The organism is Rhodopirellula maiorica SM1 (assembly GCF_000346295.1).
Classification (GTDB): Bacteria; Planctomycetota; Planctomycetia; order Pirellulales; family Pirellulaceae; genus Novipirellula; species Novipirellula maiorica.
Genome location: NZ_ANOG01000386.1, coordinates 1 through 14,050, shown reverse-complemented (window position 1 = coordinate 14,050; position 14,050 = coordinate 1). Strand labels below are relative to the sequence as shown.

7 protein-coding genes are annotated in these 14,050 nt (G+C 54.1%); 4 read left to right on the top strand and 3 right to left on the bottom strand.

Annotated elements, in window-relative coordinates:
- Both RMSM_RS12515 and RMSM_RS12510 read left to right on the top strand, forming a co-directional pair.
- Positions 1 to 320: NADH-ubiquinone oxidoreductase-F iron-sulfur binding region domain-containing protein (locus RMSM_RS12515; protein ID WP_040766102.1), on the top strand; the 320-nt coding region annotated here is incomplete at its 5' end.
- Complete coding sequence (locus tag RMSM_RS12510) at positions 317 to 2,845, top strand: cyclic nucleotide-binding domain-containing protein (protein ID WP_008696284.1); 2,529 nt, start codon at positions 317 to 319, stop codon at positions 2,843 to 2,845. The genes RMSM_RS12515 and RMSM_RS12510, both read left to right, overlap by 4 nt.
- Here RMSM_RS12510 and RMSM_RS12505 read toward each other — a convergent pair.
- On the bottom strand, positions 2,842 to 8,655 hold the full coding sequence (locus tag RMSM_RS12505) for a dockerin type I domain-containing protein (protein WP_040766099.1): 5,814 nt from the start codon (positions 8,653 to 8,655) through the stop codon (positions 2,842 to 2,844). The genes RMSM_RS12510 and RMSM_RS12505 overlap by 4 nt on opposite strands.
- A gap of 415 nt (positions 8,656 to 9,070) precedes the next feature.
- On the opposite strand from RMSM_RS12505, the gene RMSM_RS12495 reads away from it, so the two are divergent.
- A complete protein-coding gene (locus tag RMSM_RS12495) occupies positions 9,071 to 10,660 on the top strand; it encodes a hypothetical protein (protein WP_144057595.1) in 1,590 nt (529 codons plus the stop codon).
- On the top strand, positions 10,611 to 12,563 hold the full coding sequence (locus tag RMSM_RS12490; RefSeq protein ID WP_160168283.1) for a hypothetical protein: 1,953 nt from the start codon (positions 10,611 to 10,613) through the stop codon (positions 12,561 to 12,563). Before RMSM_RS12495 ends, RMSM_RS12490 begins: the two co-directional genes overlap by 50 nt.
- An 88-nt stretch (positions 12,564 to 12,651) precedes the next feature.
- On the opposite strand, the gene RMSM_RS12485 is transcribed toward RMSM_RS12490, so the two are convergent.
- Positions 12,652 to 12,945 (bottom strand): hypothetical protein, encoded by a 294-nt coding sequence (locus tag RMSM_RS12485; protein WP_008696273.1) that lies wholly within the window; start codon positions 12,943 to 12,945, stop codon positions 12,652 to 12,654.
- A 97-nt stretch (positions 12,946 to 13,042) separates the two neighbouring features.
- Positions 13,043 to 14,050, bottom strand: a 1,008-nt coding sequence (locus RMSM_RS12480) for a CHAT domain-containing protein (protein WP_040766097.1), incomplete at its 5' end; no start/stop codon positions are given.

Sequence of the window (14,050 nt, the reverse complement as noted above, 5' to 3'; positions counted from 1 at the left end):
ACGGGCTGCAATGTGTTGGCCGAAGCGGTGGCCAACAGCCGTTTCTATCGCACGAAACCTGTGGCAAATGTGTTCCTTGCCGTATCGGGTCTGAGAAGGTCACTGAGATGGGCGAGCGGTTGCTTGCCGGGGATGTGACACAACAAGAGTTTGACACGTTCGAACCGATCGCCTTAGGTTTGAGCGGGGTGATGCAAGCGACCAGCATCTGCGGCCTCGGACAGGTTGCCAGCAACCCGCTGCAAACGTTTTTGAAATTCTTTCCTGATTTGGCTCGCCAAGCGTGTCGTAACAAAACGTCGGAAGTGGCGAAATTATGAGTAACGAAATCGATCCCAAAGACGTCGCAAGCGTCAACTTTGATATCAGCGGATTGCCGGGACAAGTCGTCGCGGAACAGGAAGGTCTGTTCGCTCGTGACGTCGACGGTCAATTGGTCCGCGTCCATAAAGCGACCGCATCGGAATTAGACGAAGATGTCACATTGACAATTGATGGTCGTGAGGTGACGGTCAAAAAAGCGGTGCCGACACGAGACAGTCAAGGCAATATTATTCGTGATGCAACCGGTGCCCCCAAGCCGCGTTACACCACGATCTTTGATGCGACCAGCGACGCGTTTGTACGTGAACCCGGCGACGAACATCCGATCCCAACGCTTTGTCATAAGGAACACCTGCCGCCGGTGGGCGTGTGCCGCGTCTGTCTGGTCGAAGCTACCGAAATGACTCGGCGTGGACCAAGGAAACAACTCGTTCCGTCCTGTGTCCAGCGAGTGTCCAACGGCATGATCGTCAACACGATCAAAAGCGAAGCCGACAAAGACGCCGCCGTTCGAGTCAAAGCGGCTAGCCAAACTGTGGTTGAATTGCTGATTGCCGATCACTTGCCCAGCTCGCAGTGGTCTGCGCCCGGCAACGAGTTGGCTGCGGTCGCCCAGAGGATGGAGATTGGCGAATCTCGATTTTCACCTCGATCGCTCGAGCGTGGGCACGACGACAGCAGCAAGATGATCGCCGTGGATCATGATCAATGCATCATGTGTGGTCGTTGTCAGCGAGGCTGCAATTGGGTCAAAGGAAACAATGTGATCGGTCGAGGCGGCAAAGGCTACGATTCGCACATCGCCTTTGATCTCGAAGATCCGATGGGGCAAAGCACCTGCGTTTCCTGTGGTGAATGCGCCGTCAGCTGCCCGACCGGTGCCCTGCAGTTCCAACCGTCGTTCATCGAAACCCAGGTCAAACGGGTTCGCGATGACATGGTCGCTGAGAACAAAGATGGCGATATCGTGACGGCGGATGAATTGATCCATTATCCGCTGTTTTCCGGGATTCCCTACAAGTTTTTGCAATTCAACGGGGCTGCGGTGGTTCGTCGGATTTTGCACGAGGGCGACGTGTTGTGCCGCGAGGGTGAATACGGTTCGACCGCGTTCATCATTCTCAGCGGCGAGTTCGAGATCTTTTTGGCGACCACGCGAGGGGCGGTTCGCAACCGATCCGCTGGCGGATTGTTCGGTTGGCTGGGCGGTTTGAAAACCGTGGTCGAAAAAGTCGGCGGACGAGCAAAGCTGGCCGATGTCAGCGCGGCTCAACTTGATGAAAACCAACGCATCTTGCGAAACAGCGACGACGTGATCCTGGGCGAGATGACGTGTATGAATCGTTATCCACGCAGTGCCACCGTCGTCGCGACTCAAACCTCCGAAGTGCTTGAGATCAAACGCAATGTGTTGTACATGTTGCAGCGTAACGAAGTCAGTCGCGAAATATTGGACCGAGCTTATCGCAAGTATTCGCTGACGGGACAAATTGAATCGTTGCCCATCTTTGATTCGCTCGATGATCAACAACGAAAACAAGCGGCCGAGTTTTTACGAGACAAAGCCGATCTGGTGTCGGTCGATCCTGGGCAAGTGATTTTTGCTCAAGGCGATCAGGCCGACGATTACTACGTCAACAAGCTGGGCTTTGTTAAGGTCACACAGCGATATGGTCGCGACGAGCGAGTGCTCAGCTATCTTGGTCCCGGTAACGGTTTTGGCGAGATCGGCTTGCTGTCGAGTATCGGTGATACGCTTGCTGATTCACTCGGCGGGACCGTTCGCCCCGGCGTGCGTACCGCGACTTGTTCGGCGCTGGATCATGTGGAGTTGATCCGCATTCGCGGCGAAGATTTCCGCAACCTGCTCGCCCAGTTTCCTGAACTCAAAAGCACACTCGCTGCCAAAGCGAAACTGATTCTCGAGAAAGACGACGAAGCGAGAAGTCGGTTGCAGGCGGTCGAATCAGAAGACTTTCTCGATCAAGGATTGTATCTAGCCCAAAGCTTATTGGTGCTGGATCTGGAACGCTGTACGCGGTGTGACGAATGCACCAAAGCATGCGCCGATACGCATGAAGGTGTGACGCGTTTGGTTCGCGATGGATTGCGGTTCGACAAGTTCCTGGTGGCCAGCAGTTGCCGGTCTTGTATGGATCCGTATTGTTTGGTCGGATGTCCCGTGGATGCGATTCACCGTGACGGCGATTCGCTTGAGATCGCGATCGAAGATTACTGTATTGGTTGTGGATTGTGTGCCGACAATTGTCCGTACGGCAACATCAACATGCACGGCTTTCCCAAGCAAGAAGTTGATGCGTCGGGCAAGCTGAAGACGGTTTATCAGGAAGTCGAAGGTAAGAAGATGCCGGTCGTCCAGCAGCGAGCGACCACCTGCGATTTGTGTCGCAGCATCGATGGGAAACCAAGCTGCGTGTACGCGTGCCCGCACGAAGCTGCGTTCCGGATGACTGGTCCGGAATTGTTAGAAATCACCAAACGGAATGACGACGCGAGTTAAAAGAGTTGGCTTTCGCCGAGGTCGCCCATCACGTCATCGACTTCGCTCTGCCAACGCAGTGGATCGTCGTCTTCGATATCGATTGCAATCGATTCAGCTTGGCTTTGTGTACTGGCTTTGTTTAGATAGTTGATCACTCGCAGTGCATCCAATGCGGTCACCTGCGTGTCGCCATTAACGTCCAGATTGAAAGGGCTGCTGGTCGTTTGCTCGCCCGACGCGGTGGTGGCGCCCACGGTTCGCGGCAAATGGTTGATGATCAACAGGGCGTCGTGAGCGGTGACGGTACCGTCTTGGTTGACGTCTTCGGCCATCGCGACACGTGGCGCCGGTGTGTCGTCAGTTGTCTCGGTTGTGGTTTCCGTCGTTGTATCGGCTGTTGTCTCGGTGGTGGTTGTCGTCGTGGTGGCAAGGGTGGTGTTGGAAGTGGCCAATGCGTTCAGGACACTCTCGGGAAGTTCTGCCGCCAAATCGGTTGGCGACTTATCACTAAAAAAGTTGACGTTTTGGCTGTTGATGCGGTCCGCGTCAACTGAGTTGGGGAACAGTTTGTCGCCGTAGGTATAGTATTCGACGACTTCGCCTTCGGCATTGATCTGCAAAATATGCCGGCCTCCGTTGTCATCGATATAGGCGGTGGGGCTGCCAAAGACGGCGTTGGCAGGCACACGATACCCAGGGCCGTCGGCGCCGTATGTGGCATTGGTATCGTTGGTCAAATTGGCGACGCGCCACTGTCCGCCGGGCGGCAGTGTGAACTCGACTAATTCGCCCCCGTTGGTTCCATAGACACGAATCGTGCCATCGTCTTCGACCAACGGTGCGACATAGGTATAGACGCGACCGCCAAAGGGTTCTTCGAAGTCGAAGTAACCAAATACTTGGTTTTGATCCACCGTGGTTTGAGTTACATTTTCCTGAGTGACGCCATTTGAGTCGATTTGGTAACGAACCAGTCGCGAGAAGCCATCGGTGGCGAAGACATGTCGCGTTCCGTCAATCGTCAATGCCCGGACGTTTTGCAGCATGCGAGTTTCGCGTTTTTCCGCATCGATCTGTCGAACCGCAACATTGTTTCCGTCAATTCGGTATTCGATCAAATTGCCTGTCTGATTGGTTCCGTAACCGTACAAAGCCTCTGCCGTTTGTGTCACCCCAACTGCGGAATAGACACGTGCTGCGGCGACGTTTCCGCTTTCTTGGGTGATATCACGAATCGATCCGTCAAGAGAAATTGCTAACCAGTGACCATCCGTCGTCGTGACCGAAAAGCCGAGCGGGCCTGCGGGCACCACGTCTTCGGCTAAGATGTGACCGGGGACATCGATATGTCTTGCGGACCAATTCGTAGCGTTAATCAGATCGTTGTGTTCCCAATCGTTACCACTTGGGGTAAAGGTGAACTGGACGACGCCGCCGAGTGCTGAGCGTGCCATAACATGTACCTGTCCGTTGGGCATTGCGATCGCGTTCGCCTCGCCTTCGATCAGCCATTTCGCAACGTCACTAGCAGAAGTGTCGATTCTGCTATCTAGCAGGTTGTGAAGGTTGATTTGGTCATCGGCGATCATGGCATCACCGCGAGCGGTCAAGACCAAGCTGCCGTTTCGCAACACTTGGAACGCCATACGTGCTTGTGTAATCGCCCCTGTCGGAGCTGGCAACGGACTTGCGACCGCGCTCATTTGGCGGCGAGTCGATTCGGCGAATACCGTCACGCTCAATTTTTCCGCTTGCGAAAGGGATTCGTAAAGCACGTTGGATGCGTTTAAAGCTGCGCGAAAGGCACCGGGACCACGAGAGTCGAGAAAGATATTGGTAGCGTTGGTTCCGGCGAGTTCGTATTGATCGACACCGGTTCGAATCGACCGGTCCAGCTGATGAGCCGATGAAAGGTGGTCGACAATCTTTGCGTTGTCGAGGGTGAATGATTGAACAACGTTCTCGTTGAAGGGGGTGATGCTGGTGGGCTCTATTCGACCAACGCTGATTGGGGTTGCCGGAGCAATGGAGACCGCTGCAACACTCGAATCAGAGGAAAAGAAAGACTCGATGTCAGTTTGGAATTCTTGGGGATCAAAGCGAATTACGCTACCAAAACGATCTGAGATAAACACTTCACCCCCACGATCGACAAAGGGCTGAATGACGCCAGCGTTCGTAATTCCGGCAACACTGCCTGGGATCTTGGGAAAGGTCCACGTTTTGACTTTGGCAGCCGAGGTCAGCGGCGATCTGGGGGCCGCAAGGGAGAAGTGTTGAACGACACCAGCGGTCGCCACGGCACTCGCGGGCTTGCCACCACCACCACCTCCTCCTCCTCCACCACCGTTAGTCGGTACGGTGGACACCGGAAAGGTAGCGATAATTGAGTCGTCTTCAGGAATTCCCGGTGTTTCATTGTCATCGACTTGAACAAACGTTCCAGAGACATTCGCTGGAGCGAAATCCCAAGTCGTCCACGCATCAGTCCCACCGGGACCGACGCCAGGCCGCAGCAATGCAATACGACCTGATCCAGCAACATCGATCGCCCAAACCCATTGATTGTTCTCGTCCTTGCCGATGCGATCATCCACCACGACTTGAAAAGCATGGGGATTGAACGGTTGATCGGAATCACCAGACAATTCGGGCGGAAGTGGATGGATGGTGAGATCGGCAATGTCACAAGCAAGGCCGCAGCTAGCATCCGTGCCGTCAAAGTCGAATCGAAGCAGCACTTGTGATTCGGGCACCGAGACCCAAACGTCACCTGTGACGTCAGCAAACGCAGCGTGAAAGGCATCCAGCTTTCCTAAGTCTCCGGTGTTTCCTGATGAGAATGTTTTGCGAATTCCATTTTCAGCGAGCAGTTGCTGCACGGTTTTTCCCGAGGGCAAAACACGCTGTTGAATTTCGTCGAAATCAAATGAGACAAGCTCTTCGTCGCCGATATCGATATAAGTTAGCTTGCCACTTCCTTCTTCTTGATTTTGGCTGACATTCACGCCTCCAGCATTGCGATGTGCGGTGAAGATTCGAGGGGTCAAATGGGTATTGAAATCAAAGAAAATACCGTGTGGGTTATCACCGGTGTCACGAATCTCAACGGTGGTGCCGTTGGCGTGGCTGTTGCGAAGCTCCGAATTGAGTGTGACGCGGAACTGATTTGTGTTGGCAATCGCTGTGACCGCAGTCGCAACCCGCGTCTCGGATTGGGTTTGAGCCACAATAGTCAGCGTGTCACCAACGGTAATTTCTTGATCGACCACGATGGACGTGTCGCCTGGATTTGCGGCAGTCGCAAGCATGGTGCTGAGTTTGGGATCCTGGATTTTGTTGACGTCAAAGACAACGAAATCGCCCGTGGCCGGATCAAATTGTGCCAAGGTTCCAGCTTTCTCTGACGCAAACCAAACGGTCTGAGTCGTCTTGTCGAACGACATTTGCCAAGGCTGGATCGCTTGATTCGAATCTACACCGATGACTTCGTTAAGCTGTTCCTGGATATCGAACATTGTCGTCACCACAGGCGTGCTCGGAGAGCCCATCGTGGCAGCTTGTGGATGAAACACATAGAGTTCTAGCGTTGCAGATGAAGCTGAACTGTCGCTAGCATTTGATTGTGGGTTTCCACTTGCGTCGCGGACATCAATGCGTAATTCGTGTTGACCGGGGGCTAAGTCAGCACCAAGCGTCTGTGTAGGGAGCGTAAACGCCAAGTCGTCCGCAGTTCCCGCAGGAATGGGGACGTTGGCGATGCGGTCAAGCACCGTTCCGGTGGCTACATCGACCAACTCGAAGGTCAAATCATTGCTGAACCCTGTGAATTGCTGGTCGATCGCATCGACTTGGATACGCACATTGGCGGTCCCGTTCGGACTGACTTGCACGACTGGCACTGGTAGATCGCCTACGATTGTTGGCAATTGCAGTATTGGCGAATTTGTTGCAAACACCGGAGACGTTTGGTCAATCGCGAATGTCTGACGAAAACTATCTTGAATTGAATTGCCCGCGCGGTCCGTAATGTCGCTTCCTGCTGCAGGTACGGAAAGCGTATAGGTGCCGGTGTTGTTTGAGGCTGGGACATTGGCATTCACGTCGAACAATCCGTCTAAAGCAAACGTGCTTGCAAAGCCATCGCCGTCGGGATTCGTGGATGAGAACGTGGCAGTGGAAGGTAGTAAGTTCGTGTTGTTACCTTGCCGTTGCAGCAACACATCGCCAATATCAAATCCTTCAATCAAGTCATCTGTTCCATCGGACTGACTCGAATTAAAGATGATTGGCTCGGTAACGATTTGAGAACGCAATTCCGAAACGAGAGAGTTGCTGTTAAGGATAGGAGCGGCCGTGTCCACGGTGATACTGAATTCGAGGCTTTCAGGGCTAACGCCAGAACTATCGGTGGCGGTCGCATAAAAGGTGTAATCGCCGTCGGGAATGAACGCTTGTGATGCAAATGAAAGATTGGATGTCCAATCACCATTGGCGTCGGATATTGCCGTCGCAACAAGTTCGTCGTTGGCTCGCCGAAAGATGTTTATCGCAACCGTGTCGCCTGGCACACTTGCTTCGGATGTTCCCGTAAAGGTTACCTGGGTTGCGTTTGTTGTGTTGTCGCCAATTACGCCCGAGTCTAAGGCGAAATTGGTGATCGTGGGTGCATCAATTTTCGAATCGACCGAGATTGTGATCGTGGCAGGCAAAGATGTCAGCGAGCCATCGCTGGCAGTATATTGAAAACTGGTATTCCCGTTGAAATCCTTTGCTGGATCGAAAACAAAACTACCATCACTCGAGTTGAGTGTCAGTGTCCCATCGGAAGTAGGCACATCGGTTGTCACTGCGAAAGTCAAATCGGTGTCAGGGTTGTCTGCGTCGGATGCGCGTGCTCGCAGTCCGTTTGCCGCAGACACGGAAAGTGATGTGTCTTCGTCTGTGCTATACGTAAACGGCGTCGCTACCGGCTGATCATTGACACCACTCACTGAAATTGTCATTGAGGTGTCAGACGACGATATTCCGTCCGATGCACGGTAGCTGAAACTGACGTTTTGGGTTTCACCCACCTGCAAATGGTCAAAGGCACCTCGTGGGTCGAAATTGAAAGTCCCATTCGAGTTTACTGTTAACCGGGCACCTGAGACCGAAATCTCTGTGCCCACAGAGTTTGCAACGCCATTTACTCGTGAGACAGATAAAGGGATGTTGTCATCGACTTGATTGTCTGCGTTTGTATCTGTGTCATTGGAGAGGACGTTTCCGGTTTCGACTGTATCCTCATTGGTAGACGCCGAATCATTGTTTGCCATTGGCGATTGATTGACACAAACGGTCGTCATCGTTGTGTCGACAGGTACTCCGTTGTCTGCACCAGGACGTCCAGCAAATACCTCGTATCCGAATTGCGTCCTGCCGAGTGGCACTGTGACCAAGATGGTAAAGTCAATTTGTGTGGTATCACTCGACAACGTAATGCTTTGCTGTGTTGACGAAACTCCGCCACCTACCGCATCGACTCGGATCGAGTCGAGTCCGCCGTGAAGACTGTTAAAGGATAAGTTGTCGTTTCTCAATGATCCTGACACCGTGTACACATTCGTTGTCTCGGTCGCATTCACGGAAGCAACAGTGGCAGGGCTTACTGACGTGATCGCAAATTGATGTGCATCGGGCGTTGGAAGTGGCGGGGTGAATGTGCCGTTTTGTCCTTGCACGGGTACGCATGCCAGCAATCGGCGGTCTTCGAGCTGTTCTAAGACCAGTGTATGACGTCGATTTCGCTTGCGGGTGGATTTCTTCTTGGACGGGTGTGGGGACATCAGGGCGCTCTCGGTTCAACGTCAAAATCGGAATGACTGCTAAATCCACCCCAATCTAATTACGCGGACGTCCGTTTGGGGGTGAACCTGTACCCAAATTTACCAAAAAGACAGCCTTTCCGTGCTTGCCTAAACCCCCTGAAGGGTTCCGCTTGTCGGGTTTGGCAATCTTTTGGGGGTGCCATGGCTACTTGCCCCCTCAATTTGGTAATGAAAACTCTCTAACTGTTCCGAAACTATCTTTAGGCGCAATCCGTGCAATCGGATTGACCACCAAGGGTCGCAAAATCAGCAAAACAGAACGTTCCATCGCGATTCGCTCGAATCGGCTGCGGATCGAATAACGGAAATTGTGATGATTAGAAACAGGTCAACACCGTCGAGATTCCCAAGCTGGCGTAGCTCTGTGGCGTTGATGACGTGTTTGTTGGGAACGACGGCCGGAGTCGCCGATCAGCCGCATTGGGTTCCCACGGATGAGCTTCAAGCTTCGCATGTCGATGTGCCGACATCGATCCTCGAAACACGTCCAACCGATGCGATCGCCCCCTCCATCGAATTGTCCGAGGACATCGATCCGATCGAGCGCGAATTGCGGTTGCAGCGGGCAATTGCCGATTCGCTCTACGGCGACAATCAGAAAGCGATCGATTCGCTCGGCGAGCCCGATCGTGATGACACCGCCGCTATGTACGCGTCGGCGATGTGGATGATGCAAAACGGCAAGGTGGACGAGGGGATGCAGACGCTTCGCTTGATCGCGGATCGTGATGATGCGCCGCCTGAAACGCACAAGTTCTTGGCAGTCGGACACCTGCACCTTGATCAACCGCAATCGGCCGAGGCTGCTGCCGACATCTATCTTGATGCGAACCAGGATGATGCTTACACGCATTACGTCCGCGGGTTGGCGATCCTGCGACAAGATGATCCTGTGCGGGCTCACGATTCGCTACGTCAAGCGGGCTACGACGAAGACGACGTGGCTCAGATTCAAACCGTGGCGATGCAAGTTCCTGTGGACGTGAGACAGCGCCGGTTGACGATCGGTGAACCGATCAAAGGCATTCAAAATCGATCACGCTACGACGACGGATGTGACTCGCTTGGCGGAGCCTCGGCCCAAAGCAAACCGTACAACTTTACAATTCTGTTTGCGGGTGAATACGACAGCAACGTGCCGCTACAGCCTCGGTTCTCAGGGCTCGGGTCGAACTTCGATCACGACGACTATCGGTTTCTGATGGCTTCGTTCTTGGATCTGCAATTGATGTCGACCGAAGATTTCAATCTTGGTCTTGTTGGCAGTACCTACAATACGTTCCAGGTTGATGCGAATGAGTTCAATATTCAAGACTATATGGGCGGTGCCTACACCAACGCATTGTTGAGCGAAGATTTGGTCGGTGCATTGCGGTACGAATACCATCACACGTTGGTCGACAGCGATCGATTCGCCGACGAACATCGTTTGACTCCGTCCATGACATGGCTTGGGTCTCGCGGACACACGACATTGTTTTACGAATTCAATCCCATCAATAGTCGTGCCCCCTTTCTCATTCCGGCGCAAAACCAAAGCACCGACATTCATCGCACTGGGATCACGCAAGCGTTGTATACCTTTGGTGGCGATGGACGTGTGTATGGTGGGTACCAATATGCCGAGGGACACGCCGATGGATCGGATTTTGATGTAAACACCCATATGGTCACCGGACGAATCGAACGTCCTTTGCCGCGTCAGTGGATTGCGGATTTGGATGTGCGTTATGTCTGGGACGACTACGCCAATCCCAACAGCTTGGACTTCTACGACCGAGCACGCGATGACGAACGAGTCGAAGTTCGCGCCGGATTGCAAAGGAACTTTGTGGCTCCGGTCAGTTTGCGGTTCGACTACACCTACATCAATAACGATTCGAACACCGAAAACCTGTTTGGCGTTCGGTTCTATGACTACGACCGACACATCGTCAGCACGCAGCTCATTTTCTCGCTTTAACCCTCGTCGTTGGTCGCTCCGCGATCAAACGGCAACTCGATCCAATATGCCCCAACGCAAGATCGCGGAGCGATCAGCGACATTGGCTGTGACAGAGATGAAAGGATTCATGATGAGTTTTATCCGATTCGGCGCCGCAATGGTCTGTGCGATTGCGTTGGCATCATCGAGTGTTATGGCGCAGTCCAGCGATACAACGTATCCCGAGTCAGATCCTCGTTGGATTGGTACGGTGACGCATTGTGATGGCGACGCGACACTGTATCGAGGCGAACATGCCTACCAAGTCGTACGCGGTGCCGGATTGCGATTGGGCGACACGCTGGAGACCGCCGCGACGACAAAGCTGACGCTGGCGACAAAGCAAGGGCCGGCGATCACGATGGGCGGAGCCGCCGTGGTGACGTTGAATCGATCGGGAGATCAGTGGTTGGTGGACCTCGATCGAGGCCAGGCTCGCTTGGTGCACGACGGCGAATCGAAATTGCATCTGACTAGCCCTGATGCGGAAATGTGGCTCGAACGAGCGATCGTTCAGGTCGACCAATCAGAGCGGACAATGCGTTACGAATTGGTCGCCGGTTCGGTGCTACACCGACTCGATGCAGGCTCGATGGGACGCAATTCACAACGTGGTTCGTATCAAGTACGAGCGGAAGGTTCATTGCAATCGGCTTCGCCCATTGCTTGGAATTTTCAAGCCGCACAAGTTCGCTTGGCCGCGGCGCTGCAAACCAGCCCGATGCTGCAGCCCCCGGCAACCTCGACGCCGGGCGGTGTCACCGGATCACCGTCGGATGTATTTCCGCCTGCCGACGGACTCTCGCCAACCGACCCGCTCTTCCCCGAGGAAGAGGACGATGATGATCCTCGTTTTGCACAAGATCCATTGACTCCCGATCAAACACCCGGAGCGACACGTGGCGGATTCGACGATGGCGGCAACGCCGACATGGGCATCGGAGCAAGCACCAATACGTTTGCTGGAAGCAGCTCGCTGAGTCTGGGGTCGCTTTCGAGTGCCACCGGAACGTTCGCTTCGGGCGGGATCTTTGGTGACGCCAATCAACAGACGTTTCAAGGTCAAGTCGACTACGACATCAAACCGCTCAGCGAAACCGGTCCATTCACCGAAGGCGATCCGTTCCCAGGAGCGATCCACCTGGTGACTGCCGAGAATCGATTGCCGTTTAGCAATGTCCAGCTCTCTTCGGCCGAGTTCTCGACCCTGTTTTCCGGAGCGGCAGATAAGTTCTTTTCGATCGGTACTGGGGCGGCACCAAGCAGCCAAGTGCTGACGAATTTCTTTACGGGAACCGGAGCGACGCCCACCGTGATCGATATTCCTGGTTTTGATTCCCATTTAATCCAACTCGATCAATACAACATTCCTGATCCAGCGCAAGGAGCACTCGATAGCAACATCGGGTTGACCGGATTGATCGGAGCCGATCCCACCGGACCGACCGTGGTGGGCGACACGCCATTGGTCGATGAACGAGCCCAGTTCAATTCAGGGGCAACGTTTGCCCTGGGGGAATTTTTGGTGACCAGCGATGGCGGCAGTGGAATTACGTTTACCATCCGTCGCAGCGATCAAGACCGATTGATTGTCAAAGATCCTGGTGGAAACGACGCCAATGATCTCGTCCAACCCAATACCGACGTCACGTTTACCGACGACACGGATCCGCGGTTTTTGCCTCAATCGCCCACCGTCAAAGTGCCAGAATCGGTTGCCAATACGGGCGTCGGTGTGAAGGAGTTAAACTTCCTTCGTCGCGCCGCGTTTACCACTTTGGTCGCCGATCAATTGCAAGACTACTCGCGGCGGACCGGACAAACCCGATTCGTCGTCGACGGCAAGATCATCGACATCTCAGGTTTCCAACCAACCCGGTAAACAAACCACCGTAGTGGACGAGGCAACGAGTCCCCGAATCTCGGTCGTCCAAAAAATGATTTTCTAGGACGACGACTGCCACCAAGCCCTAAAAATAGCCGTACTGTGGACCGTAGAAACGGTTGTTGAAGTTGCCGTAATAGCGGCCTTGGTAGTAGCTACGGCCTGACGGTAATCGTGTCGCTCGGCTATTCAAATTCCGAGTCCGGTAGTCGCCTGTCCATGAGCGTGAATTTGCCGGCGATGACCATGGCTGAGTCGAGATTGACGAGCGATGATTCGCCGCTCGCAAACGGCTAAACAGACCCTCCGCTTGGGCTTCGCCCGCACTGGCGAAAAAGAGGGCGGTGCAAACTAATGCAGCGATTCGTAGCGGTTTCATCTTAAAATTAGCTCGGCTGTTGGTGGAGACGCGTGACAGTGTCCTGGGGGGATCGCTCTCTAGTCTATTTGCCTATCACCGTATTTCCACTGTTTCGTCAGCGGGAACTGCAAACAAACGCGGCCCAGGCATAGGGATGGCTGCGGAGACCGGAATCCGCCGAGGAAAGCATGTCGATTTGGGCTCCGCGAATCGCCTCGGTAACCGTTTTGCCACGCTGCCACAGATGGTCATAAAATCGCTCGACAAACGCCACGGTGGCCGCATCGTCGACCGGCCATAGGGTTCCGATCACGTGCTCTGCTCCGGCGGCGTGGAAACTGCTAAACATACCGGCCATCCCCTGGCCGGCTTGGGCATGCCCAAGTCCCGATTCACACGCACTGAGCATCACCAGCGACGCCCGCGACAAATCCAGTTGCCGGATTTCTGCGGCAGTCATGTATTGGTCTTCTTCGCTGGCTGTTTTCGAGGCCTGGGTGGTTTCAGGAGTTGCCGTTGCCGGAGCCACGATCAATCCAGTGCTCAGCAGCGTGGTGGCACCGCTGATCGCAAACGCGTCTGCGATGTTCTCACGGCGAAAAAATCCGTGCGTCGCAAGGTGAATGAAATCTTGCCCGACCATGCCGCGTGCCAATGCGGCTTCGGTGGCCTTACTGCCCGACAGCCGCCTTACACGAGCTTTGGGAAATTCTCGATGAAACAATGCTTCGACTTGTTTTGCTTCCTGCAGCGAACCGGGAAGCAGCGGCCACGTGGAAGTGAGGGGACCGTAATCAATCCCGCCAGCGACAAGCAGTGACGAGTTTGTGTGCTTCGGAGCTTTGGCCATAATGTTGGTGCCACCCACATCGCTGGCCAATTCGATCGCGACCTGTTCGATCCAGTAACCGTCATGATGAACCGCCGGAAGCGCGGCCCATGGAACCAGGTAGCACATCGAGTCGCCGCGAACGCGAAGTTTTGAAAACGGCATCTCGCAATCCAGCAAAGGTTGTTGAACCAGCCTGGCGACGGCGTCGGCAGCGACCTTGAAATCGGGTAATTGCTCGGTAATCGTTTTTCGCCAACGAACGATCGCAGCATCGACGTCGTTTGCGTCGCC

What these genes read in the sequence shown, in the direction of transcription:
- RMSM_RS12510 (WP_008696284.1), top strand. Translation starts at nt 317, where the DNA reads ATGAGTAACGAAATCGATCCCAAAGACGTCGCAAGCGTCAACTTTGAT.
- RMSM_RS12505 (WP_040766099.1), bottom strand. Translation starts at nt 8,655, where the DNA reads ATGTCCCCACACCCGTCCAAGAAGAAATCCACCCGCAAGCGAAATCGA.
- RMSM_RS12495 (WP_144057595.1), top strand. Translation starts at nt 9,071, where the DNA reads ATGACGTGTTTGTTGGGAACGACGGCCGGAGTCGCCGATCAGCCGCAT.
- RMSM_RS12490 (WP_160168283.1), top strand. Translation starts at nt 10,611, where the DNA reads ATGACTACGACCGACACATCGTCAGCACGCAGCTCATTTTCTCGCTTT.
- RMSM_RS12485 (WP_008696273.1), bottom strand. Translation starts at nt 12,945, where the DNA reads ATGAAACCGCTACGAATCGCTGCATTAGTTTGCACCGCCCTCTTTTTC.